We start from the raw sequence: 25,294 nt of genomic DNA, 5'->3' as shown, positions 1-25,294 counted from the left end.
CAGACACAAATACAATGCAAAGCTACAAACCCACATTTGCATTATGTGCCCACACAGTTTTAGTCGTGCTGAGCAGCTTACTTATAACAACTAAGTATAAAACTATATTAAGGTGCTAAGGCCCCATAAAGCCAATATTAAAATAGTAATAGCAATCATCGCTTTAGTTTTATGTTTACTGATTATTTGCTCGGCTTTATTACCTGCGTAATATACAACAACAGCTAAACTAAAATAGCGAATTGAACGAGCAATACCAGAGGCTAATAAAAACAAACCAATAGAGTATTTTGTAGCCCCAGCGGCAAGCATCGCAATTTGAAACGGAATGGGCACAATGCCCAGCGTCATTACAAACCAAAAACCTTGGCTTTGCATTTGCTGCTTAACATTTTCAAATTGCTCTTGGCTTGAAAACATTTCAATAACCCAGTCACCTATAGCGTCAAATAGGTAATAACCCAGCGCATAACCAAATAAAGCACCAATCACGCACCCAACTGTAGCCATAAGCGCTATTAACCAAAGCTTTTCACGACGTGCTTGCATAAGAGGCACAAGCACTGCTTCAAGCGGAATAGGGACTATTGTAGATTCTAAAAACGACGCTACGGTAATGCCTGTTAGCATATGTTTAGAATCTATAAAGTGCCGTGTTTTTTCTTTTAGTTTTTTTTGAATAGCCATGTAAATCCTTTTTTTGCTTGTGATGATAAGCCGTTGCTCAATGGGTTAATTCTTACATATTTACGTTAATACACGCTGAAAACAGTTAAAGATTTAACAGCCACATAACTGTTAACAAATTAGCAATATTTATAAGAATATTTTATTATGTGCCAATGCAGTTAAATACCTATCAAAGCAGTTAAAATTTATGCAAAGTGCACGTTTTATTCCCTTTAGAAAACAAGATATTGTTGATATGTGCAGCGCTGAGCTCACAAACAACTCAGAGCAAACATCGTTTAAACAATTTTGCGATTTATTAGCAAGCCTTATCCATTACGAATACCATTCAACACTTGAGTCGCTCAAAAATAACTACGCGCCCTTTGATCCCAATAGCGATACGCGATCTTTAGCGCCAGTATCAGCTGATCAAAAAGCGCAGTGCCAACGCGAATTTGCTAAAGATTTTGCTAAGGTACTTAATGCAGCTAACTTTGAAGTGATCACCCATCAAGACCTGCAAGATGCACTCAACGAAGAGTCACTATTTAAAGTACGCCTTGAGGTAGAGTTTGACGACTTTGAAGAAGTGGTTTTTTACCGCCGTGGCGAATCCCAACTCACTGAAACCATAACCAGCTTTTGGGGCTTGCGTAAAAAGCCCCTGCACTTTACCAATTACGACCGCGTTGCAGTGTTTATTCGCTTTAAAGATAAAGCCTACTTTGAGGCTAAAAATAAAACGCCTTTAGGGTTTGAACCAAGCTCTACCATAGTTAAGCTGTTTCAAAATGTACCCAAAGCCGACCTTGAAATGCTATTTCCGAATAGCGAAGTACGCATGCGCCCTATTGATAAAGTGATTATTGGCTCATCGGCTTTAGTAGGCGGTGCTGTGGTATTAATCACTAAGCTTGGCGCATCAATTTTATTATTATTTGCTTTGTTTGCTTTTTGGGGTGGCTTTAGAAGTGAGGCCGTAGAAATGACCCAACAACACTTTATTACCTTTGCTATTGGTATGGGGGTTTTTGGCAGCTTTATTTTTAAAGAGTGGAGTAAATTTAAAAACCGTAAAATTAAATTTATGAAAGCGCTAAGCGATAACCTCTATTTTAAAAACCTAGATAACAATGCTGGTGTTTTTCATACCCTTATAGACGCCGCCGAAGAAGAAGACATAAAAGAAGCCCTGCTTGCCTATACATTTTTACTAAAATCAGAAAGTGGCCTAAGCGCACAAATGCTGGATGAGCAAATAGAGGCGTGGTTTAAAACAAAGTATAAGTGCGAACTCGACTTTGAAATTAGCGATGCGCTTGAAAAGCTCACTCGGATGCGTTTAGTAACCTGCACTAACAATTTGTATAGTGCAATAAATTTAGATCATGCCAAAACCATTTTGGATGAGCGCTGGGATAACCTGTTTCAATATAATTAATGTTCAAAGTTTACTTAACAACAAAAAAGCAGCTGAAACTTCAGCTGCTTTTTACGTTGTATTTTGAGCTGCAACTAACTAAGTTGCTTGTTAAATTTTGCATGCACTAATTTATAAAGCGCAGGCAATATTAATAGCGTAAGTAGAGTTGATGAAATAATACCGCCAACTACCACGGTTGCCAGTGGTCTTTGTAGCTCAGCGCCAGTACCTGTATTTAGCGCCATAGGAATAAACCCTAAGCTTGCTACTAAAGCCGTCATTAGTACTGGGCGCAAGCGCGAAAGTGCACCGGTTTGTATTGCATCTATCAAACTAAGCCCATCAGCTCTTAATTGCTTAATAAACGACAGCATAACCACGCCATTTAATACCGCTACACCACTTAGCGCGATAAACCCCACACCTGCCGATATTGATAACGGCATATCGCGTAGCAGTAACGCAAGCACACCACCACTAAGGGCAAGTGGTACGCCGCTAAATATAATTAACGAATCACGAAGTGAATTAAACGCGCTATAAAGCAGGCCAAATATAAGTAATAAAGTAACCGGTACCACCAGCGATAGCCGCTTACTTGCCGATTCTAGTTGTTCAAACGTGCCGCCGTATTCAATCCAATAACCACTAGGTAAATTAAGCTGCGAATTTAAAGCGGCTTGCGCGTCGCTTACAAAGCTTGCTAAATCGCGCCCTTCTACATTTGCAGTTACTACAACATTACGCTTACCGCTTTCGCGGTTGATTTGATTAGGTCCTTTATTAATACTAATATTTGCAACTTCGCCCAGCGGTACAAATGCAAGGTCGGGATTAGCACTTTTTGGCACAGCTACAGGCAAACGCGCAAGCTGTGTTATATCGCTCGACCAACGCTCATCTAAACGCACTAATAACGAAAAGCGTTTGTCGCCTTCATAAATTAGCCCAGTTTGCACACCACCTATAGCAGCACTTACACTTTGCTGTATATCGGTTACTGTTAAACCTAGCAGCGCCATGTGGTCGCGAAGCGGCGTAACCGAAAGCGTAGGCAGGCCTTCCATTTGCTCAAGGCGTACATCGGTTGCACCAGTAATGCTTTGTACCAAGACTGTGGCTTTCTCTCCGAACTGTTTTAATGTTGATAAATCATCGCCATAAATACGCACAGCCACATCGGCGCGCACGCCAGCAATTAGCTCGTTAAAGCGCATTTCTATTGGTTGGGTAAACTCATAGTTATTACCGGGTACTTCATTAACTAAATGACGAATTTGCTTAACCAGTTCTTCTTTGCTTAAAGCAGGATTTGGCCATTGATCGCGAGGTTTTAACATTAAAAAGGTGTCGGCAACGTTAGGTGGCATAGGATCGTTTGCTACATCGGGAGTACCAATTTTTGAAAATACTTTTGCCACCTCCGGCTTAGCTAAAATGGCTTGCTCAAGCTCTTTTTGCATTTTTACCGATTGCTCAATACCGGTTCCGGTAATGCGCAGCGCATGCATAGCGATATCACCCTCATCAAGCTGCGGTAAAAATTCAGCCCCCATATTTTTAACTTTAAAGCCAAGCGCAATTACAAGCACACCCGCAATACTAACCATCATCCACGGTAATTTAAGCGATAAGCCAAGTAGCGGTTTATAGCCTTTTTTAATTCCGCGCATAACCGCATTTTCGCTTTCACTCACCTTGCCACGTACAAATACCGCAATGGCGGCAGGTACAAAAGTTACTGCAAAAATAAGTGCGCCAACTAATGCAGCAACCACTGTAAACGCCATTGGCTGAAACATTTTGCCCTCAACACCACTTAATGCAAACAGCGGTAAATACACCAGCATAATAATTAAAATGCCAAATACTGCTGGGCTAAACACTTCTTTAGTGGCGGCGTTTACAACATTTAAACGCTCGTTTAGTGTAAGTAGCCTGCCATGCTTATGTTGCGCAAGGCCAAGTTGCCTTAAACAGTTTTCAACTACAATTACAGCGCCATCAACAATTAAACCAAAGTCGATTGCGCCTAGGCTCATTAAGTTACCCGACACCCTATTACCTACCATACCGGTGATGGCAAATAACATACTAAGCGGAATAACCATGGCCGTAATTAATGCGCCAGTTACATTACCCAGTAGTAGCAGTAAAATAACAACCACCAGCACCGCGCCTTCAAACAGGTTGGTTTTTACAGTGTCTATGGTTTTATCAACTAGGGTTGTACGGTCATAAACAGCCTCAACCACAACACCTTCAGGCAAGCTTAGCTGTACATCTTTGAGTTTATCAGCCATGGCTTTTGCCACTACGCGGCTGTTTTCACCAATGAGCATCATGGCGGTGCCGAGCACGGTTTCTTTACCGTTATAAGTAGCAGCGCCGGTTCTGAGCTCTTTACCTAGACGCACATTTGCTACATCTTTAATGCGTACTGGTGCATCATCGCGCTTAGCAACCACGGTATTGGCTATATCATCAAAGGTTTTTAATTGCCCTGGCGAGCGCACTAAGTATTGCCCATCAAAACGCTCTATAAATCCTGCGCCTTGGTTACTGTTATTTAATTTAAGTGCCGTAATTACATCACTTAGTGTGAGCTTATAAGCGAGTAGCTTTTCAGGCATGGGCGCTACTTGGTACTGGCGCTCAAAACCCCCTTGGCTGTTTATTTCGGTAACGCCTTTTACTTTTAATAGCTGCGGGCGAATAACCCAATCTTGCAGGGTACGTAAATCTTCTGCATTAAATGGCGTACCATCGTCTTTTAATGCACCGTTATTTGCATGCACAGAATAAGTAAAAATCTCCCCTAGCCCGCTGGCAATTGGCCCTAAGTTTGGTTCAATATTGGCTGGTAAATCTGATCGAATACTTTGAATGCGCTCTGATATTTGCTGGCGCGCCCAGTAAATATCGGTGCCTTCATTAAAAATAACGGTAACTTGCGAAAGCCCATAACGCGAAATTGAGCGGGTGTAATCAAGCTTAGGAATACCCGCCATTGCAGTTTCAATCAAATATGTAATGCGCTGCTCGGCTTCAAGCGGGGTAAAGCCCGGCGCTTTGGTATTTATTTGCACTTGCACATTAGTTATATCGGGTACGGCATCAACGGCTAAATTTTGTGTGTTGTATACACCAAACCCAGCAAATAAAAGTGTGAGTGCAAGCACCATCATGCGGCGCTTAACCGCAAACGAAACTATCCAGTTAATCATGTTGCCTCCTAGTGAGAGTGACTTGCGCCGCTTTTTAAAATATCGGCTTTAATTACATAACTATTCTCAGTTACATACTCACTGGTTGGCGAAAGCCCTTCGAGTACTTCTACCCACTGGCTATTTTTAGCACCAAGTTTTACTGGGCGTACTTCAAACACATTGCCACTTTTTATAAACACGCTAGGTTTGCCGTTAAATTCCTGAATAGCAATCGCTTTAACGCGTACAGCCGCATCTATTTTTGCAATGCTAATATCACTATTAACATGCATACCAGGTCGCCAATGGCCATCAGGGTTTTTAAGCTCGATTCGCGCACGCGCAATATGCCCGCCACTCATCATTGGGGCTATGTAAAACACCTCACCTTGGGCATTTAAATGATGATGTAAATCATACACTGTAGCGCTTTGCCCTATGGCGAGCTTTTCAATGTTATCGGGAAAGGCCGACAGCTCGACCCATACGGTTTCAAGGTTTACTATTTGCATTAGCGCGCTACTGGCAAGCTCGCCGCGCTTTAAATATTGCTCGGTAATAACGCCTGTAATTGGACTTTTTATGGTGTAATTTTGTAGGGTTTCGCGGTTGGTTATGCTGGCAAGCTTATCGCCTTTTTTAACGTTTTGACCAATGCTTACAAAAATATCGTTAACTAACCCGGTATAAGGCGCCATTACTTCAACAGTGCTCTGCGCAGTGGGCGCTATAACACCAAATAGAGTATCGGTTAGCTCAACGCTACCTGCTTTTGCAATGTCAGTTTTAATACCAGCGCGTTCAATTGCTTTCTCGCTTAGCGTTGTGCGCCCTTCTTCTTGCTCATAATGATAATTTATTTCAGCGCCTTTATAGCGAGCCATTACATCAAGCTTAAAAGAATGCGGCTCGTTTACGCTCACGGTACTTACTAAATAGTCATCTTCAGCTTTAAAGCGAATAAGCTGTGGCGCTTCACTTAAACGCTGCACGTTTATGGTTACCTCTAACTGGTTTATATCAACGGCTTTATTGTTATTAAACCCATATATTCGCAGCTCAGTATTACCGGCAAACTGGGTTAATTTAAGCTCTAAATCAAGGGCGTTATTGGTTAGTAAAAAGCCGCCGTGTGGGCCTTTTTGTGTGTGTTCGCCTTTATGGCCTTGTTCGTGACTATCATCATGACTTTCTTCGTGATTGTCATCAGATGCCATAGCCGTGCTACTTAAAAATGGGAGTGTAAGTAATTGCGTAATTAATAATGCGATAAGAGTTTTATTCATGATTGATGAGTCTCAATTAAAGGTTGGCCAGTTAAACGCTCAAGGGTAAGGAGCACTTGGTATAGCTCGCTATGCGTTATGATAAGTGCGCGTTTAGAATCAAATAAAGCTTGCTGTGCGTCGAGTAATTGCAATACCGATATTTGCCCTTGTTGATAGCTTTTTAAACTTTGCTTTATAAGCGTTTGCGCTTGTGGAATAACGCGCTGTGTTAAAAGCTGTGCTTGCGCCGCTTTACCTTGGTAATACGCATAGAGCGTGCGTATTTGCTTACGTAACTGTATACGTAATTGCCCTTGTTGCTCGTCAAGAAGCGTAAGCTGATGCTGCGCAGCCTCAATATTACCGCCATTAGCGTTACTTAATTGCAGCGGCATTGAAAACGAAAACACTAACGAGCTGGCATCAGTTTGCTGGTTGTAACGCACACCACCACCAAGGGTTAAATCACTTTGACCGCTAGAGCGTTGCAGTGCTAAGTTGGCAGTTTGTTGCATATATTGCTGCTGTAGCAGTGCAAACTCAGGCGCTGTATTTACCATATCAAGTAACGCTGCCTCACTTTTAATAGCAGCTATTTTTGATAAATCTGCCGCATAGTAATCACTCACTTGCTCCTCTTGCCAAAGCTCATTGAGTGCTAAGCGAGAGCGCTCAAATTCACTTTGTAGCATGGCCGTGTTTAAATCTACTTGGCTTAATGCATAACGCATGCGGGTTACATCAGCACTTGAGACCGCACCGGCTTTAGCGCGTTTTTCAATTGCGTTGAGTGCCTGCTTAACAGTGTTTTTACGCTCACTGTTTAGTGCAATTAACGCCTGAAATTTTAATACTTGGTAATAACGCTCAGCGGTGGTTGCTAAAAGTGCTAACCGAGTATTTTTATACTCAATTGTTTGCGCTTTTATATTTGCAGTAGCGTAATTAATACGATTTTGGCGTTTATCGCCAAGCTCAATTAACTGGCTTAAAGCCAGCGTGTACTGCGCCCCCGAAAACGCATGAGAGCCATGAGTTCCTAAAAAGTTTTCAGCTTCAAAGCTCAGCTCAGGGTTAGGTGAAAGCGCGGCTTGGCTTTTAAGCGCGGTTAATATTTTTTGATGGTACGGGTAGCGTTTAAGCTGTAAGTTTTGCTGCTCGGTATTTTTAAGCGCCTGCTTTAGCGTTAATACGTTTTGAGGCTCGCTTTTTGCCAAAGCGCTCAGTGTTGGTAATGCACACAGTAGCGCCACCAGCATAAGTAGTTTTTTGTTCATATAGCATATCCGTTTTAACAAACAGAGTTGGCTTAATCACTATGCCTATTTTAAAAACAAGCGCGATTAAGCAACCTAAATATGTACATAATCAGCCTTGTAGCGCACAGGCGCAGGCAGTTATATACAAAGTGTTTAAAATTAAAAACTAGCTATAAAAATTGGGTGGCGGAACATCTGGTGGGTAATTTAAACCATTGTAGCAAGCAGGCTGCGTTGCTTGGCTTTGCTCAGGGTTTATAGAGTGATTTAGTGTACTGTAGTAGCCACAGTGGCAATGCTGATGGGCATGAATTTCGGTAGGTGGTTGCGCGTCTTCATCGTCTGTATCGGCCACAGACTGAATGTGCGAAGCATGATCGACTTCTTCTTGTAAATGATACGCGGCAGCATCACAGCTAATAAAGCTGTGTACAAGCACAAGAAGTATCACGACTAAAAAGTAGTTTGAGCGCATCCATTACCTAAAACTATAAAATGCAATTTAAGAAACCGCACAATACCTTAAATTTATTCAAATGTAGAGAGCCGCCCACGTTATTTTCTAAATTCACTTGGTGACACGCCCACTGATTTTTTAAACCGTTTAGAAAAATTAAATATATTAGGATACCCCACATAAGCGGCAATATGGGCAACAGGCCAGCGGGTATTTAGTAGCAAGTTTTTAGCCCGTTTAATACGTAGGTAAATAAGCTGCTGCATTGGGCTTTTACCAAATTGCGCTTGGCATAACCTATGTAAATGCGGTGCTGAGTAATGTACTTGTTCGCACATAGCCTCTATTGTCCAATCAAACTGCAGGCGCTCTTCTACTTCTAAAAACAAGCTGGTTAATCTGTTGTGTGAGCCTATTTGCGGCTCGCTTTGAAGCGTAGTGTTTAAATAGTGGCTTAAAATAGGCATTACGCCTTCGCGCAAAGTAGCGTTTGCCTCGCTGTATAAAAGCTCCATCGCTAAATGTAATGGCGCTAACTGCTGATTAGTTAATACTTTAGCCTGCGCTAAGTTTAAATGTTGCCAGCGCTTAGTATTTGCAAGGTTTAGCCAAATCACATCCCATTTTTCGCTCGCTATTTTAACCTCAAAACTTTGCCTTGCAGGCAATATAGCTAAGCTATTTTCGGCAAGTGTATATTGGTTATTAATGGTTTTTAGCGAGCCCTGGCCAGCCAAAGTATAAAAAAGAGTGTGTTCAAGCGGGTTAGTACGTGCAACACAATAGTCACCCAATAAATTTGAGCAACCTGCCAGCTCTATTTCAAGGCTTGGCATTTGCGAAAGCGTGTTTAAATCAATAAACCGCTCTGTACACTCTGGGCCAATATCGAGTACATCTACAATGGTGTTGCGCATAATTTAAAATGATAGTTTTGGATAAATAAAAGAGAGCTTTAAGCATAACCGCAACGCATTATTTTAGCTATATTTAAGCCATTATAATTGCCACACATGCAATAGGACACGAATGAACTCACTACAGCACATAATTAACCGCCGCGATTGGGAAAACCCAATTTCGGTGCAAGTTAATCAAGTAAAAGCGCACAGCCCACTTAATGGTTTTAAAAGCGTTGACCATGCCCGTACCAACACACAATCACAAAAACAAAGTTTAAACGGCCAGTGGGATTTTAAATTATTTGATAAACCCGAAGCGGTTGATGAGTCATTACTAAGTGAAACACTCGCCAGCGACTGGCAAAGTATTCCAGTGCCTTCTAACTGGCAACTACACGGCTTTGATAAACCTATTTACTGTAATGTTAAATACCCCTTTGCAGTAAACCCGCCATTTGTACCAAGCGATAACCCAACAGGTTGCTACCGCACTGAGTTTACTGTTACGGCGGATCAATTAGCTCAGCGTAACCATATTATTTTTGAAGGCGTAAACTCGGCGTTTCATCTTTGGTGTAATGGTCAATGGGTGGGCTACTCGCAAGATAGCCGCTTACCCAGCGAATTTGATTTAAGCGAGCTGTTAATTGCAGGCACTAATCGCATTGCGGTTATGGTTATTCGCTGGAGCGATGGCAGTTACTTAGAAGATCAGGACATGTGGTGGCTAAGCGGCATATTTCGCGATGTTAATTTACTCACTAAACCACAACATCAAATACGCGATGTATTTATAACCCCAGATTTAGACGCCTGCTACCGCGATGCAGCGCTACATATAAAAACCGCAATTGATGCGCCATATAACTACCAAGTAGCAGTACAGGTTTTTGATGGTGAACAAGCACTGTGTGAGCCACACATACAAAGCACTAACAATAAACGCGTTGATGAAAAAGGCGGTTGGAGCGATGTCGTATTTCAAACAATTGATATACAAAACCCTAAAAAGTGGACCGCTGAAACCCCGACCTTATACCGCTGTGTTGTAAGCTTACTAGATGAGCAAGGCAACACTGTAGATGTAGAAGCCTACAACATTGGCTTTAGAAAAGTAGAAATGCTTAACGGGCAGCTTTGCTTAAACGGCAAACCGCTACTTATTCGCGGTGTTAACCGCCACGAACACCACCCAGAAAACGGCCACACGGTGAGTACCACTGACATGATTGAAGATATTAAGCTGATGAAGCAAAATAACTTTAATGCTGTACGTACCGCTCACTACCCTAACCACCCTCGTTTTTACGAGCTGTGTGACGAGCTAGGTTTATACGTAGTAGACGAAGCCAATATAGAAACTCACGGTATGTTTCCTATGGGTAAGCTTGCCAGCGATCCGCAGTGGGCTGGCGCATTTATGTCGCGCTATACGCAAATGGTTGAGCGCGATAAAAATCATCCCTCTATTATTATTTGGTCATTGGGAAATGAGTGCGGGCACGGTGCAAATCACGATGCTATGTATGGCTGGTCTAAAAGCTTTGACCCATCGCGCCCAGTGCAATACGAAGGTGGCGGCGCAAATACCACAGCAACCGATATTATTTGCCCTATGTATGCCCGTGTAGATACCCATGTTGCCGACGACGCCGTACCTAAATACTCTATTAAAAAATGGTTAAGCCTACCGGGTGAAACGCGCCCACTTATTTTATGTGAGTACGCCCATGCAATGGGTAACAGCCTAGGTAGCTTTGACGATTACTGGCAAGCATTTAGAGAATACCCGCGTTTGCAAGGCGGCTTTATTTGGGATTGGGTAGACCAAGGTTTATCTAAAACTGATGAAAACGGTAAGCATTATTGGGCTTACGGTGGCGACTTTGGTGATGAGCTAAACGACCGCCAATTTTGTATAAACGGCTTATTATTTCCAGACCGTACACCGCACCCAAGCCTGTTTGAAGCTAAATACAGTCAGCAACATTTACAATTTACGCTGCGAGAGCAAACTCAAAACCAATACACCGTTGATGTATTTAGCGATTATGTATTTAGAGCAACCGATAACGAAAAGCTTATTTGGCAGTTAATAGAAAATGGCCAATGTGTAGAGCAAGGCGAGCAAGTTATTAATATTTCTCCACAAAGTACGCAAACGCTAACTATTAATACAAAAACGGTGTTTAAAGCAGGTGCGCAATATCACCTTAATTTAGATGTTGCACTGATTAACGACTCAAGCTTTGCAAATGCCGAGCATGTATTAAACACCGAGCAATTTAAGCTTATAAATAGCCAAAGTTTAAGCGCTGATGCATTTTCGCCTGCGTTAACAAACGCCTCAACGCACGGCGCACTAAATATTAGCGAAACCAACACACAGCTAAGCATTGAAGGCGATACCTTTAAACTTGTGTTTAATAGCCAATCAGGCCTTATTGAGCAATGGCTGCACAATCAAACCCAAGTTATTAAAAGCCCATTGGTTGATAATTTTTACCGCGCCCCGCTTGATAACGACATAGGCGTAAGCGAAGTAGACAACCTAGACCCTAACGCATGGGAAGCACGCTGGTTAAGAGCAGGTATTGGGCAGTGGCAGCGTACATGCCGCTCGTTTGAAGTAGTGCAATCAAAAGTAGATATACGTATTACCTGTGTATTTAGTTATGAATTTAATGGCGCAGTACAAGCAAAAACAACTTGGCTTTATACACTTAATAATACCGGTGAAATTAACTTAAATGTTGATGTACAACTAAGCGATACTCTCCCTCCCATGCCACGCATAGGGTTAAGCACAACGCTTAATAAACCAAGCGATACACAAGTAAATTGGCTTGGTTTAGGCCCATTTGAAAACTACCCAGATCGTAAAGCGGCTGCGCGCTTAGGGTATTACAGTGCACAATATAATGAGCTACATACTCCGTATATATTCCCAACCGATAATGGCGTACGTAGTGAGTGCCAATTACTTTGCATTAATAACCTAAACATAACTGGTGCGTTTTTATTTGCCGCCAGCGAGTACTCACAAAGCATGTTAACGCAAGCAAAGCACACCAATGAGCTAGTCGCTGATGATTGCTTACATGTACATATTGACCATCAACATATGGGTGTTGGCGGCGATGACTCCTGGAGCCCAAGTACCCATAAAGAGTATTTACTAGAGCAAAAGCAATACAACTACTCTTTAAAATTTAGTGCTAAATAAAACAGCGCTTAACCCATACAAAAATAGCGGCTAATTTAGCCGCTATTTTTTAATACTGAATTGTTATTTACTACTACTGAGGCAGCGATTTGTTCGCTAACTTTTTAGCAATTACGTTATCAACTGATAAGCTACCTGCACCTTGTATAGTCAGTGCAGCCGTGGCAACTAACAAAGTAAGTGCGAACTCATAGCCGTTGTTTGCTACAAATAAACCATGACTAATGTGCACGCTAAATATCGCAATCAGCATAGTAAACGCCGTAACTACAGCTGCTGGGCGCGTTAATAAACCAATAGCTAAGGCAATACCGCCAAAAAATTCAGCGCTGCCTGCCATCATTGCAAGCCAGTAGCCAGGCTCAAGGCCAATGCTTGCCATCCACTGTCCTGTGCCTTCAAGGCCGTAGCCGCCAAACCAAGCAAATAATTTTTGTGCGCCGTGCGCTGCTAAAATTAAACCAACGGGTACACGTAAAATAAGTGCTGCCATGCCTGCGTTAGAGCTTAATAATGAGTGTAAGTATTTCATAGTGTGATCCTGTTTTATTGTTAATAAGGCTAGTAACCAATGAGTACAGTTTACTATCATCATTTAAAACAATTAATACGAATATTATTGCCAAATTATCAACATGGTGTTTTTAATTGCTTAACTAAGTTGCGGCTATTTTGTACTTAGCGGGCATAAGCACCTCAGGAGCTAGTTTAATAGCGCACTTTTAAGCGTTATTAAACAGTAAACTAATAGCTAAATAGTCCGGCTCTGCTAGTATAAAAAAAGTAGTAAAAATTGGATCCGCTTATGAGCTATAAAGGTAATAGATTGACGTTTTTCCCACCTAAAAATAAGGGGGCGCTCTTTTTTGTTTTCATTACTTTGCTCACGTTATTTATTACTTTTGATTCTCATGCTGCCGATACATGTAAAATAAAGCACTTAAACTCACCCACGCCTGCCTCTGTGCTAAAGGTAAATACTCCTTCTGAACTCACTGCTCAACGCGGTGTTAATCAATACCAAATAAGTTGCTCTGTTAAAAATGGTGGCGTACTAAGCTTTTTACGCCCGGGGCTAGATAGCTTTACTTGGCAGCAAAACAACACTGTAAAAGCGCCCTTAAAAGCAGGGCAAGTAGCCTACTTAATGGACTCGGGGGCTTTTACAGCCACAATAACATTAGAATCAAAGCTTAATTACACACCGCGGTTTAAATGGCAGCCAACTCATATTTATTTTAAAAAAGCACAGCAACATTCGCTGATTATGGGCTCATTTTATGGGTTGTGCATTACACTTATTTTTTATGTATTAATAATGGGACATAGACTTAACGAAAGTGTATTTAAGCTCTACAGCATTTACATTTTTTGTATTGGCAGCTTTATTTTACTCCAAGAAGGGCAACTGTATTTATTTGTAACGCAGCATGTCTCTGGCGTTATTTTTAACTTATACCTACTTAGCATTGGCTTAACCGTACTAAGTGCCACATGGTTTATGCTTGCGTTACTCGAGACTAATAAACGCTGGCCTAAATTAACCAAGCTGCTCAAAACATTGGCCTGTACTGTAATGCTATGCGCGGTACTTAAAATGCTCGTTACCGACCTGTTATTTTGGACAATAGCAGGGCATATAATGGCTTATTCTTCGCTGTTTATTGTGGCTGTTATATTTACTTTAGCAGCCATGCAAGCCCTCAAAGGTGTACGCGAGGCAACACTCGTATTTGTAGCGCTTAGCTTTGTATTAGTAAGTATGATTTTTAGGGTGCTGCTTATTAACCAAAGCCCGTTTATGCAGCGTTATGGGTTTGTGTTAGCGTTTGCGGTTGAATCATTTTTATTAGCTGTTGCGGTTTCAAGGCGTATAAGCCGAATGCGAATTGCACAAAAGCGCGCCGAAACCGAAGCAGACTACGACCCCCTTTGTGGTATTTTAAACCGCAGGGGCTGGGCTAAAAAATCATCCGCGCTTATCAATATGCACGCCAAAAAAGGCGGCGTATTATGTTTGATGTATATAGATTTAGACGACTTTAAACAAATAAACGACAGCTACGGCCATGCTGTAGGCGATGACGCTTTATGCAACGTTGCCCGTTGCTTAAAAAGCAGTGTTCGCAGCAGCGATGCTGTAGGGCGCTTAGGCGGTGATGAATTTGTCGTACTTGCACATTTTTATACTAATGCGCAGGTAAATCCTAAAACTCATCATTTAAAAACCGCCTTAAATAGGCTCACAATAAATCACAACAACGACCCTATAGCCATTAAAGCGAGTATGGGTACTACCGTATTTAGTGAACCTCCCCACTCTATTGATGAAATTTTAAAAGCGGGCGACACCGCCATGTACCACGAAAAAATACAACGAAAGGTTAAACCGCTCACGTTAGTAGATGGCTAAATTTAGGCAATACTGCTTATTGCTATTAAACCGTAGCCGGCTTGGCAAATTGTTTACGGTTTACATAGTGGCTCATAATAATGGTAAATAAAGTTGAGCACACTGCAGCCGCTGCATATACCTGCCAAATCACAAATTCAAACTTAAGCGCGAGTGCAATCACAGCAAAAAACACACAGCCCCCTAACGAACCAATAATGCCGCCGTTAAGCACCTTATACGCCGAGTATTTTTTATCACTTGCATGCGCAATACTGCCCATAACCGCCAAAATTACCGGAAAAGTAGAAAGTAACCCGCTCCACATTGCCCCTATTTTTGCCGATATAAACGTAACTAACATAATAAAGCAGCTGACCAGTAACATTTTTAGCGGCAGCTCCCACGCAGCGGTAAAAGGTTTGGCATCGGGTGCAAATTTTAACTTACTCGATGCCAGCGCAAGCACCAATAAAGTACTGAGCGAAAGCACCGATGCAAAGGCAATATTCACCGGCAATAACAAGGTAAATGCACTAAAAGCGCACCATAGTGTTAATGCAGCAAACAACGCTTTAACTACCCCATATTTTGCAAGCATGGCAGCATAACAAAAACAAAATAAGCCTATACCGCTCATGCCATACAACGACGCCACAGCCGAGTTACTAGCAAATAACTTACCTTGCTCAAGCGCAATAAAATACGAAATAGGGCCCGATGTAATAGGCAAGCCCGGAATAATACCGCTCACAAAACTGCCAAAGTGTTTTTGAGCAAAGTGAATAAATAATAAAAGTAATGGCGCAATGGTGAGTTTTAACAGCAACATAAATAACTATAAAGTATGAGAGTTGCGCGTTAGTCTACGTTTAAAATTCCGTACTGTAGAGTGAATAAATATCACTCATACGGTGTAATTATTTTCATCTATAGGTACAAAAAAGGCCACTACAAAAGTGGCCTATTCTTTAATAAATATTGCTTACGCTTTTTTAAATAAAACCTCAGGGTTTACCATGGTTTTCATTTCAAGCACGTTGCCGTTTGGATCTTCAATAAAAAAGGTTTCTTGTTCAAACTCATCACCAACAAAACGGCGATACGGTTTATCTAGGTATTCAAGCCCCGCATCTTCTATACGTTTTTTTAAACCGTTAAATTCATCTTCAGATAAATGAATACCAAAATGCGGTACCGCCACTGCGCCCATATCTACATAGTGGCGAACAGTGGGTAAGCGCTCTTCGCTTTGATGTAATGTGAGCTCATTACCCCAAAAGTCTATGTCTACCCAGCGCCCTTCTTCGCTGTTCCCTGTTTTACAGCCAAGCACATCACAGTAAAACGTTTTCGCTACTTTTAAATCGCCAGCGGGTATAGCCAAGTGCAAACAGTTAGACATAAATTACCTTTAATCTTTTAAATTTGTATATTAATAACCTCTATTATACATAAAATATAATTTATGAAACATTAACAGCCACAAATAAGCATAGTTAATACCAGCCCAGATTAAAAAGTAGCCTTAATAACATTTAACGCTAACACCCACATTTATTTATTAGAGATAGTTAGAAAGCGTAAAAGGATTAGTTTAAAATGCGCTGCTATGATTAAATTCTTATTTTTAAAGTTTATAACCTTCTTTTTAGGCTTTGTAGCCTGCTTTGCCATGCACACAACTTTTGCATTGCCCTTAGTTATTTCGGCGGCGCTTACAGGGCTAATTGGCTCGTTTATTCCTTTTCCTGCTCGGTTTAAAAACCATCCCTATGCGGCTATTTACGCAGGTAGTTTTGCCGGCATGTGCTCTACACACTTAATTACAAGTTATTGGGAAATAGCCATAATTTCTGTTATTGGCGCCAGTTTATATGTGCTTACCATAAATATGTTTACCGGATTTGGCGGTAAGCTTGGCAGTGTTGCCTTTGCAAGCGTGGCTTTATTTATGTTGGCCAAAGGAATGGTTTTATGAATTTAGAATACCCATTTATAGCCTTATTAGGTGCGTTTTTAACGTTTTACTTAGCCAAACATAATCGTTTTGATGGCATACGTGCATCGGCCTCGCTTTCTATTATTGCTTATTTACTATTAAGTGCTTTAAACCTAAACCCCGACTTATACTCAGTCGTGTTTTTTGGCGGCACGTTTATAGGCATGAGCGCCCCACACCGATTTGGTATTTATACCGTGGCCAGCTCATCTATTTTATTTTCGTTTCTATTTGAATACCTAGTACCAAAGCTTGATGGTTATGGCGGTGCCTTAGGTGTGAGTGCATTTTTATCTATTTGTATTTGCCACATGTTTATTTTACTCGGAGCGCCAAGAAGTAAAAAGCCACTTGGCTAAATCACTCGTTTTTAACTTTAACACTACTGGTTGGGTAGCCAAATAGTACTTTGCATTTAGCTTTTAACCCTTTCGCCGTATAGGTACTTTTTAATAAATGAGCCCACTGATGAAACGTTATTATTAGTGGGTTATTGCTATTTAGCTGCCCTACTATGCCGTATTTACAGGGCTGATTTTTGTCTTCTTCTACAAAGGTGCCAAACAACTTATCCCAAATAATAAGTACACCGGCAAAGTTTTTATCAAGATAGCGTTTATTAATTGCATGATGAACCCTGTGGTGCGATGGCGTATTAAATACGCTTTCAAACCAGCCTAACTTAGCCACTATTTGCGTGTGCACAAAAAATTGATACGCCAAATTAAGTGCCACTACGCTAAATACGGTTAAAGGGTCAAACCCTAGCAGTATCATAGGTAGCCAAAATACCCACATGCCGGCTACTGGGTACATTATGCTTTGCCTAAACGCAGTGGTAAAATTCATTTTAGTGGAGCTGTGGTGAACCACATGCGCAGCCCACAACCAATGAATATGATGCGACGCACGATGAAACCAATAGTACAAAAAATCTTGCAGTAAAAATGCAAAAGCAACGCTTAACACACTTAGCTTTATATCAAATAAGCGGTACTCGTAAAGCATGTAAAAAAATGGCATAAGTAGCAGCAGTGCTATTGCATCTACGCCTTGGTGCAACAAGGCTAAAACGGTGTTTGCTAGGCTGTCTTTTATATTGTAATAGCGCTTAAATTTTACAAATTCAAAGAATACAAACACTAAAAACACAGGGCTTAGGGCAAGTAAAATAATTTCTGAGTTCATACTTTGCCCGCCATAAAGTAATGCTGCAGTTTATTTAATGCCTGGGTTATATCTTTACTAATTAAGTGTTTTAGCAAAGCATTTGGCAGCCACCACGGCGCTTTGCAGCGTATACAATAGTTAAGCTCGGTAGTGATACTTTTAGCGCCTTTATTAGCAACTAAATAAATATCACCTTGATGGTGTGCCACAGGCTTATTGCCTACTATTTGGTAGCAAATGTGGCTGGGGTTAGCCATTATTATACGCTCATTAAACGTGGCATTTGCCATTTTCACTTGCCTAATAGCGCCTTTACCGCCTTTTAGCTCACCGCTATTTGCTGTTTTTATTAGCTCAAACTTGGCATTAAAAAAGCGATCTAACTGCTGATGATCCAACAAGGTGGTTATTATTTGCAAAGGATCTGCATTAAGCGTTTGTTTGATTGATATAAAGATCATTGTTTACAGCGAAGATAATTACTCATGTAACTAGCATATAAAAATTGAACATGGCAAGCTTGCTCATACACGACCATTTTTTAGCTTTAGACGACAAATGCATACACTGGCTGATCATTACTTTTCGAGCATTTTAGATTACTTGCAAACCCAAGATATTGATTCTAATACGGCTCTTAAGGCAATCGGGTTTACTGAATTTAGTCGCCAGCATAGTCAGCAATTAGCACCCCGTATTAGTTTACAAAGTTACAATGCGCTGCTTGTGTACGGCCAAAAAGTGCTAAACGATGCGCTGTTTGGTTTTACTTTAGGTATGCACATTCGCCCCGCAGATTACGGTATATTGGGCTATTTAATAGAATCGAGCGATACCCTAAGCAGCGCTATAAAGGCACTGTTAAATTACGACAGCTTAGTGGCAGATATTGGTAAAGCGCAGTTTTTGCAAACTACAGACACCGCTACGGTGCGCTGGCATGCTCATCCTCATTGTAATGAACAGGTTGTATTACGAAACATGACTGCGTGGGTAAGCGTTATTCGCCAATTAATAAACGCATCGCTTTGCCCAAGCAGTATCAGCTTTATACATAATTGGCCTAAAAGGCACACACAACAGTTAGAGGCCTGGTTTAAATGCCCCGTTATAAGCGGCGCAGCGCATAACCAAATAAACTTTCCGAGCAGTTATTTAAACCTTGCCTTTAAAACCGACAACGCCATTGTAAATGCTACATTTAAGCAGCTTTCACAACAGCAGCTATCGCGTTTTAAAAGTCAGCAGTGCTTAACAGAAAAAGTTAAACAGCTACTTATTGCAAAAACAACATTACAAAATTGCCAGCTTATTGCAGTTGCAAGCGCACTAAACGTAACACCGCGCACGCTACAGCGACATTTAAAAAAACAACATGTAACCTTTGCACAATTGCTAGAACAAGAAAGAAAAAACCGCTCCCACACGTTAATTGGCACGCTCCCACTTAGCGAACTAGCTAACCTGTTAGGCTTTAAAGATCAGAGCTCGTTTAATCGTGCTTTTTTACGATGGCACCATTGCACACCCACACAATTTTTAAAACATAAATGAACCGCAGAGTTATTCACATTAAATAAACATTTATGGTATACCTTTTAATCAACACTCTTTAAACTAGAGCGCATAATAATTAAAAATGTGGGTTATATTTGTGCGTGTAGTATTGAGTATTTGTGTGTTTATGCTTTATAGCGCCATGTGCAACGCACAAACCATTACCTTTGTAGCAGAAGATCTCCCGCCTTATCATTTTATAAATGAAAATAACGAACCCGACGGCGCATTAGTCGATTTAGCCAAAGCCACCATTAAACACACAAAGCTATCCGCCAAGTTTGAAATAATTCCTATGGCGCGTATTTTTACAATGCTTGAAAACAACCCAAATGCAATTGCGTTGTCTCTTTTAAAAACCCCCATTAGAGCAAGGCAATACACCTGGCTAGGTGAGTCATACTTTGCCGATGCTTATTTAGTTAGCTTAAAAAACCGTACTGATGAAGTTACCCACCTTAATCACGCAAAATTTTACCAAGTGGCCACAATACGTGGCTATTCAAGTGCCACCTATTTAAAAAACGCCGGTTTTACCGAAGACAAAAACCTAGTTCTTGTAAGCTACTATCAGCAACTGTGGCAAATGCTTTATAAAAAACGCATCGACTTTGTACTAACCAACACTCTTACGTTAAATAACGAGCTAAAGCACTCAGGCCTAAATCCCAATTTAATAACTAAGCGAATTCATTTAACCGACTACCCTTCAAAATTATATTTTAGTGCCAACAAAACCCTAGATAAACACACCGCAAGCGCTATTAGCCATGCACTTAACACGCTAAAAGAAAACGGCGAATATCAGGCTATTTTAACCAAGTGGCAGCTACCGCTTCCGGCTACTGCCAACAAGTTGTAATAAACAGGGTCTATAATTTTAGCAACGCAAACACTGCTAGTTGGCTATGCGAACAATTAAAACACCTCAGGGTATAAAACTCAGTTACCAAGACGAAGGCGATAAAAAAGCCCCTGCAATCATACTTATTATGGGTTTAGGCGCACAAATGACCGTGTGGCCGGACTCGCTTTACTACACCTTAGTAAAAAAAGGCTTTAGGGTTATACGCTTTGATAACCGCGACACTGGCCTATCTACCCATTTAGAGCATCACCCTAGCCCGAGTTTATTTAAAACGTGGTTAAGTAAACGCCTGCCCATACGCACGCAAACGCCCTATTTACTTGATGATATGGCAAACGATGTATTGGCGCTTATGGCGGCGCTTAAAATAAAAAAAGCGCATTTTGTAGGTGCTTCTATGGGCGGTATGATTGCTCAGCTAATTGCAGCTCAACATAAAAAAAAGGTGCTAAGTTTAACCACTATTATGTCAAGCTCTAGCCTGCCAAGGCTGAGTGCCAAAAGCATTGGCGTATTTATAAAGCTTGCCAAATTAAAGCCCAAAACATCCAGCCGTGATGAGGCAATAAACTACAACATTAAACTTAACCAACTTATTGGCAGCCCCGCTTACCCTCAATCAGAAGACGCACTTCGCCATCATGCAACGCAAATTGTAGAACGCTCGCATAATCCAAGTGGCTACAAACGCCAACTTATTGCTATGGCCGCGAGTAAAGATAGGCAACATTTAATTCGTAAAATTAAAACGCCCACTTTAGTAATTCATGGCAGCGACGATGTGGTAATACCCGTAAGTGCAGGCAAAAAAACGGCAAGCCTTATAAAAAAAGCCAAACTAAGAGTAGTCCCTGGGATGGGCCATAACTTTGCGCCAGAGCTTATGCCTCTTATGACAAAGTGGATAGTTAAGCATGTAAAAAAAGCGCAGCGCAAACACCTAAATAAAAAACGTAAAAAACAACAGCAACAAAAAACCACTTTGGTATAACCAAAAAGACACTATAAAAACTACAAAAACAAAAAATTGGTAATGTTGATATTTTAAATTGGTATGTTAGATTAAAGTTAAGCGAAGTTAATATCGCTCATTTTTAATATCATCACACAGAGACAACAATGAAAAATCTAACATCTACTTTTAAACTCACAGCACTGGCTGCTGTTACCCCTTTGCTATTTATGGGCTGTGCCAGCACAAGTACACCTGTTGATAATAATGTCGCAGTACCTGCGTCAAAATTTGATTTATCGCAATGGAAAATAAACGTACCTGTAGATCTCAATAACGATGGAAAAATAGATACCGTAGACGTAGAAGAGATCCAAACCTACGCGCACCCTGATTTTTTCTACCTTGATGATCAAGGTTATATGGTATTTACCTCGCCAAACAAAGCGCTTACCAGCGCCAATTCTACTAATACCCGCAGTGAACTAAGACAAATGATCCGCGGCACCAATACCAAAATAAAAACTAAAAATTCAAAGAATAACTTTGCCCTAGCAGTACACCCGCTATCGGAGCGCTTTGGCTCGGTAGGCGGAAAAATGGAAGCCACCCTAAAGGTGGATCATGTTGCACTACGCGCTAACGACCCTAATAAAAAAGCCGCTTATTCTGTGGTGGTAGGGCAAATTCACGCAGGTAAAGATCAGGCCTTAATAGATACTAAACTGGGTTTTGGCTGGGGTAACGAACCGCTTAAAATTTATTATAAAAAATGGCCTGGCCATAAAACCGGATCTGTTTTTTGGAACTACGAACGTAACTTACCAAAAAAAGATCCTAACCGTACCGACATTACATACCCTGTGTGGGGTAATACCTGGGAAAACTCGGACGATCCCGGTGCGACAGGCATAGCGCTTGGCGAAGACTTTAGTTACACAGTAAACGTGCATAAAAACATGATGTACTTAACCTTTAGCGCCCAAGGCAAAAAAGACGTTAACTACGCAATTAACTTAGGCAATAACGTAGATGCCTATGGCAAGGTAGATGAAAAAGATCACCCTAATGGCTATGCTGCCGATTGGCATTACTTTAAAGCGGGTGCATATAACCAATGTAGCACTAAAAGCGCTAAAGGCATTTGGTACCCAGGTTGTTTAGGCACTGGCGATTGGGCCACCGACAAACAAAATGGTGATTACGCCCAAGTGAGCTTTAAAAAATTAGTATTAAGCCCATCAACTAAGCCGTAAGCGTTGTTGTAGTTAAGTAGTTTTTAAGTGATGTAAACAGTGGCGATGGTAAATTATTAATGTCGCACCAGCGCCACTGCATACATTTATTTGGCTCGTTTAGCACAGGCTCGCCGCCCTCGTAATCGGCTTTTACGTATAAAGTAATGTAGTGTTTTTTCTCAGCACTAAAAATATCGTTAGTAAAATCAAGCTTAGTAATTTTACTCACATTTAGCCCTGTTTCCTCAAATACCTCGCGTATTGCGCACTGCTCAACACTTTCACCAAATTCTAAATGTCCACCAGGCGTTGCCCATGTATTTGCACCATGCGACCCTATTCGCTCACCTAATAAAATAGTGTTTTGGCGCATTATAATAACCGCAACCCCTACTCTTACTACGTTACTCATATTGCGTTTTCTCTTATTTTAATTGCTCGCCATGCTGAGCCACACGCTTTGTATTGTCAATTTTGTATTTTAAAACCCAACGTGTTGTTTAACTTTTAGCCGACCATAGTCGAATACCTATCGGTTAAAAAAAAGCCTACCTTTTGTAAGGTCTCTCACACACATTTAGTATTAGGAGCCCATTATGTTAGGCCCATATAAACAACAATACGAAAGCTTTAAACAAAACCCAGCACAATTTTGGCTTGAACAAGCAAAGCGCCTACCTTGGTATAAAAATCCCGAACACGCCTTCACACAAGACACTGACGGCCTTTACCATTGGTTTGATGATGGCCAACTAAACACCAGTTTTTTAGCGCTCGACCAACACGTTATTGCAGGTTTTGGCGAGCAAACCGCGCTTATTTACGACTCCCCCGTAACCAACACGCAGCAGAAGTATAGCTACTACCAGTTACAGCAAGAGGTAGCTAAATTTGCCGGTGTAATGCAATCGTTAGGCGTTAGTAAAGGCGACCGCGTTGTTATTTATATGCCCATGATCCCCCAAGCTGTAATAGGCATGCTGGCCTGCGCCCGATTAGGCGCTATACACTCTGTGGTATTTGGTGGCTTTGCAGCGTATGAACTCGCCGTACGTATAGACGATGCTAAACCTAAACTCATACTGAGCGCTTCGTGCGGTGTAGAGGTAGATAGCGTAATAGAATATAAACCGCTGATTGATCACGCCATAGATCTTGCCAATCATAAAATAGATCACTGCGTTATTTACCAGCGCGAACAAGTAGCTGCCACGCTTATCCCCTCAAGAGATATTAACTGGGATGAGGCAATGCAAACAGCCACTGCAGTAGAGCCAGTACCTGTAAGTGGGCGTGATCCTCTTTATATTTTATATACCTCAGGCACCACAGGTACGCCTAAAGGCGTAGTGCGTGAAAACGGCGGCCATGGTGTTGCTATGCACTACAGCATGGAAACCGTTTACGGCATGCAGCCCGGCGACGTATTTTGGGCTGCCTCAGATATAGGCTGGGTCGTTGGGCACTCCTACATAGTGTATGCCCCGCTAATTTATCGCTGCACAACAGTATTATTTGAAGGCAAACCAGTTCGCACACCTGATGCCAGTGCATTTTGGCGAGTAGTAGAGCAATACCAAGTAAATGCATTATTTACAGCGCCCACTGCGTTTAGAGCCATCAAAAAAGAAGACCCAAATGCAAAGGGCTTTAAGCAATACAACACCAGTAGTTTAAAACGACTATTTTTAGCGGGAGAGCGGCTCGACCCGCCAACGTATAACTGGCTAAAAGAAAAAACCAACCTGCCAATACTCGATCACTGGTGGCAAACAGAAACCGGCTGGGCTATTGCCTGTAACCCCGTAGGCATAGAAGAATTAGTAACAAAACCAGGTAGCTCTACCGTGCCAACCCCTGGGTTTGATGTGCAAATATTGAATATGCAAGGCGAGCAATGCGCACCAAACGAGCAAGGCGTGGTGGCTATAAAATTGCCGCTGCCGCCAGGTTGCTTACCCACCATTTGGCAAAACACAGCGCGCTTTAAAACCGGTTATTTAACTCAGTACCCGGGGTATTATCTTTCCGGCGATGGTGGTTACATAGATGACGATGGTTACCTATTTATAATGGGCCGCACCGACGATGTTATAAACGTAGCAGGCCATAGGCTTTCAACCGGCGAAATGGAAGAAATAGTCGCATCCCACCCAGCCGTTGCAGAGTGCGCGGTGTTTGGCGTTACCGATACACTAAAAGGCCAATTACCGATGGCCATGATCGTACTTAAAAACGACTTTACCGGCTCCCCTACCGATGTAGAGCAAGAGCTTGTGCAAACAGTACGCAACCAAATAGGCGCTATAGCGTGCCTTAAAACGATAGTAAGCGTAGAGCGATTACCAAAAACTCGTTCAGGTAAAATACTACGCAAAAATTTACGTCAACTGGTCGATGGCGACGAACTACAAATTCCTTCAACCATAGACGATGCCGGTATTTTTGAAGAAATAAACCAGCAGCTCACCCTGCGTTAAATCCAACCTAACAAAGCCATTTTATATTTAAAATAAAATGGCTTTTACTTTGACTGAAATTTTATACTCATTAGCACTTTCTTACTTAATGCTAGTGTCTGTTGATCTTTTAAGGTTAAATTTGCAGCTGTCTGTTTGGTATTTAGGCAAGGCAGAGCCTATATAGTGTGGTTGTTCCCCACAAATAGGCGATAACGTAGCATTAATGCCAAACAGGCG

The 25,294-nt window shown here is 41.5% G+C and carries 22 protein-coding genes; 10 read left to right on the top strand and 12 right to left on the bottom strand.

The features are described from left to right. Window positions 1-102 precede the first annotated feature (102 nt). Entirely contained in the window at window positions 103-687 is a 585-nt protein-coding gene (locus tag PSH41_RS01805; RefSeq protein WP_029772950.1) for a YqaA family protein, read from the bottom strand. A gap of 190 nt (window positions 688-877) precedes the next feature. Here PSH41_RS01805 and PSH41_RS01800 point away from each other — a divergent pair, with 190 nt between their 5' ends. After that, window positions 878-2,113 carry a TMEM143 family protein gene (locus PSH41_RS01800; protein ID WP_273588711.1) on the top strand — a complete coding sequence of 412 codons (1,236 nt, stop codon included), beginning with the start codon at window positions 878-880 and terminating at the stop codon, window positions 2,111-2,113. A gap of 74 nt (window positions 2,114-2,187) precedes the next feature. On the opposite strand, the gene PSH41_RS01795 is transcribed toward PSH41_RS01800, so the two are convergent. The 5 genes from PSH41_RS01795 to PSH41_RS01775 form a co-directional block, all read right to left on the bottom strand. Next, window positions 2,188-5,322 carry an efflux RND transporter permease subunit gene (locus tag PSH41_RS01795; RefSeq protein WP_273588710.1) on the bottom strand — a complete coding sequence of 1,045 codons (3,135 nt, stop codon included), beginning with the start codon at window positions 5,320-5,322 and terminating at the stop codon, window positions 2,188-2,190. 8 nt (window positions 5,323-5,330) lie between these two features. Next, window positions 5,331-6,590, bottom strand: a complete 1,260-nt coding sequence (locus tag PSH41_RS01790) for an efflux RND transporter periplasmic adaptor subunit (RefSeq protein ID WP_273588709.1) — start codon at window positions 6,588-6,590, stop codon at window positions 5,331-5,333. Further along, complete coding sequence (locus PSH41_RS01785; RefSeq protein ID WP_273588708.1) at window positions 6,587-7,849, bottom strand: TolC family protein; 1,263 nt, start codon at window positions 7,847-7,849, stop codon at window positions 6,587-6,589. Before PSH41_RS01785 ends, PSH41_RS01790 begins: the two co-directional genes overlap by 4 nt. Window positions 7,850-7,997: 148 nt before the next feature. Continuing rightward, window positions 7,998-8,306 carry a hypothetical protein gene (locus PSH41_RS01780; RefSeq protein ID WP_273588707.1) on the bottom strand — a complete coding sequence of 103 codons (309 nt, stop codon included), beginning with the start codon at window positions 8,304-8,306 and terminating at the stop codon, window positions 7,998-8,000. 80 nt (window positions 8,307-8,386) lie between these two features. Beyond that, entirely contained in the window at window positions 8,387-9,205 is an 819-nt protein-coding gene (locus PSH41_RS01775; protein ID WP_273588706.1) for an AraC family transcriptional regulator, read from the bottom strand. 112 nt (window positions 9,206-9,317) lie between these two features. Between PSH41_RS01775 and PSH41_RS01770 the strand changes: the two genes are divergently transcribed. Then, a complete protein-coding gene (locus PSH41_RS01770) occupies window positions 9,318-12,416 on the top strand; it encodes a beta-galactosidase (RefSeq protein ID WP_273588705.1) in 3,099 nt (1,032 codons plus the stop codon). A 73-nt stretch (window positions 12,417-12,489) separates the two neighbouring features. Here the strand turns inward: PSH41_RS01770 and PSH41_RS01765 are convergent, their stop codons facing one another. Next, on the bottom strand, window positions 12,490-12,948 hold the full coding sequence (locus PSH41_RS01765) for a DoxX family protein (protein WP_273588704.1): 459 nt from the start codon (window positions 12,946-12,948) through the stop codon (window positions 12,490-12,492). Between the two features lie 294 nt (window positions 12,949-13,242). On the opposite strand from PSH41_RS01765, the gene PSH41_RS01760 reads away from it, so the two are divergent. Further along, entirely contained in the window at window positions 13,243-14,829 is a 1,587-nt protein-coding gene (locus tag PSH41_RS01760) for a sensor domain-containing diguanylate cyclase (RefSeq protein ID WP_273588702.1), read from the top strand. 25 nt (window positions 14,830-14,854) lie between these two features. Here the strand turns inward: PSH41_RS01760 and PSH41_RS01755 are convergent, their stop codons facing one another. Both PSH41_RS01755 and PSH41_RS01750 read right to left on the bottom strand, forming a co-directional pair. After that, the gene (locus tag PSH41_RS01755; RefSeq protein WP_273588700.1) at window positions 14,855-15,640 is read right to left on the bottom strand and encodes a hypothetical protein; all 786 of its coding nucleotides are present in this window, start codon (window positions 15,638-15,640) and stop codon (window positions 14,855-14,857) included. A 153-nt stretch (window positions 15,641-15,793) separates the two neighbouring features. Then, window positions 15,794-16,213 carry a VOC family protein gene (locus tag PSH41_RS01750; protein ID WP_273588699.1) on the bottom strand — a complete coding sequence of 140 codons (420 nt, stop codon included), beginning with the start codon at window positions 16,211-16,213 and terminating at the stop codon, window positions 15,794-15,796. Between the two features lie 270 nt (window positions 16,214-16,483). Here PSH41_RS01750 and PSH41_RS01745 point away from each other — a divergent pair, with 270 nt between their 5' ends. Together PSH41_RS01745 and PSH41_RS01740 are read left to right on the top strand one after the other, a co-directional pair. Continuing rightward, window positions 16,484-16,789, top strand: coding sequence for a hypothetical protein (locus tag PSH41_RS01745; protein ID WP_036963831.1), 306 nt, complete (start codon window positions 16,484-16,486; stop codon window positions 16,787-16,789). After that, on the top strand, window positions 16,786-17,169 hold the full coding sequence (locus PSH41_RS01740) for a hypothetical protein (RefSeq protein ID WP_004586056.1): 384 nt from the start codon (window positions 16,786-16,788) through the stop codon (window positions 17,167-17,169). Before PSH41_RS01745 ends, PSH41_RS01740 begins: the two co-directional genes overlap by 4 nt. Window position 17,170: 1 nt before the next feature. On the opposite strand, the gene PSH41_RS01735 is transcribed toward PSH41_RS01740, so the two are convergent. Together PSH41_RS01735 and PSH41_RS01730 are read right to left on the bottom strand one after the other, a co-directional pair. Beyond that, window positions 17,171-17,998 carry a sterol desaturase family protein gene (locus tag PSH41_RS01735; RefSeq protein WP_273588698.1) on the bottom strand — a complete coding sequence of 276 codons (828 nt, stop codon included), beginning with the start codon at window positions 17,996-17,998 and terminating at the stop codon, window positions 17,171-17,173. After that, a complete protein-coding gene (locus tag PSH41_RS01730) occupies window positions 17,995-18,441 on the bottom strand; it encodes an SRPBCC family protein (protein ID WP_273588697.1) in 447 nt (148 codons plus the stop codon). The genes PSH41_RS01735 and PSH41_RS01730 overlap by 4 nt, the downstream gene beginning before the upstream one ends. A 97-nt stretch (window positions 18,442-18,538) precedes the next feature. Here PSH41_RS01730 and PSH41_RS01725 point away from each other — a divergent pair, with 97 nt between their 5' ends. The 4 genes from PSH41_RS01725 to PSH41_RS01710 all read left to right on the top strand — a co-directional run bounded on the left by PSH41_RS01725 (window position 18,539) and on the right by PSH41_RS01710 (window position 22,613). Continuing rightward, window positions 18,539-19,534, top strand: a complete 996-nt coding sequence (locus PSH41_RS01725) for an AraC family transcriptional regulator (RefSeq protein WP_273588696.1) — start codon at window positions 18,539-18,541, stop codon at window positions 19,532-19,534. 94 nt (window positions 19,535-19,628) lie between these two features. Next, window positions 19,629-20,399, top strand: coding sequence for a substrate-binding periplasmic protein (locus tag PSH41_RS01720; protein WP_126008777.1), 771 nt, complete (start codon window positions 19,629-19,631; stop codon window positions 20,397-20,399). Between the two features lie 46 nt (window positions 20,400-20,445). After that, a complete protein-coding gene (locus tag PSH41_RS01715; protein ID WP_248530574.1) occupies window positions 20,446-21,396 on the top strand; it encodes an alpha/beta fold hydrolase in 951 nt (316 codons plus the stop codon). Window positions 21,397-21,524: 128 nt separating this feature from the next. Beyond that, window positions 21,525-22,613, top strand: a complete 1,089-nt coding sequence (locus tag PSH41_RS01710; RefSeq protein WP_273588695.1) for a polysaccharide lyase family 7 protein — start codon at window positions 21,525-21,527, stop codon at window positions 22,611-22,613. On the opposite strand, the gene PSH41_RS01705 is transcribed toward PSH41_RS01710, so the two are convergent. Then, a complete protein-coding gene (locus PSH41_RS01705; protein WP_273588694.1) occupies window positions 22,603-23,007 on the bottom strand; it encodes a nucleotide triphosphate diphosphatase NUDT15 in 405 nt (134 codons plus the stop codon). The two genes, PSH41_RS01710 and PSH41_RS01705, sit on opposite strands and share 11 nt — an antisense overlap. A gap of 184 nt (window positions 23,008-23,191) precedes the next feature. On the opposite strand from PSH41_RS01705, the gene PSH41_RS01700 reads away from it, so the two are divergent. Then, window positions 23,192-25,075: an AMP-binding protein gene (locus PSH41_RS01700; RefSeq protein ID WP_273588693.1), complete on the top strand. Its 1,884-nt coding sequence runs from the start codon at window positions 23,192-23,194 to the stop codon at window positions 25,073-25,075. Window positions 25,076-25,294 lie beyond the last annotated feature (219 nt).

This window comes from Pseudoalteromonas sp. CST2, assembly GCF_028599385.1.
Classification (GTDB): Bacteria; Pseudomonadota; Gammaproteobacteria; order Enterobacterales; family Alteromonadaceae; genus Pseudoalteromonas; species Pseudoalteromonas atlantica.
Note: the sequence above shows the minus strand (reverse complement) of the source record. Positions and strands in the feature narration are given on the sequence as shown.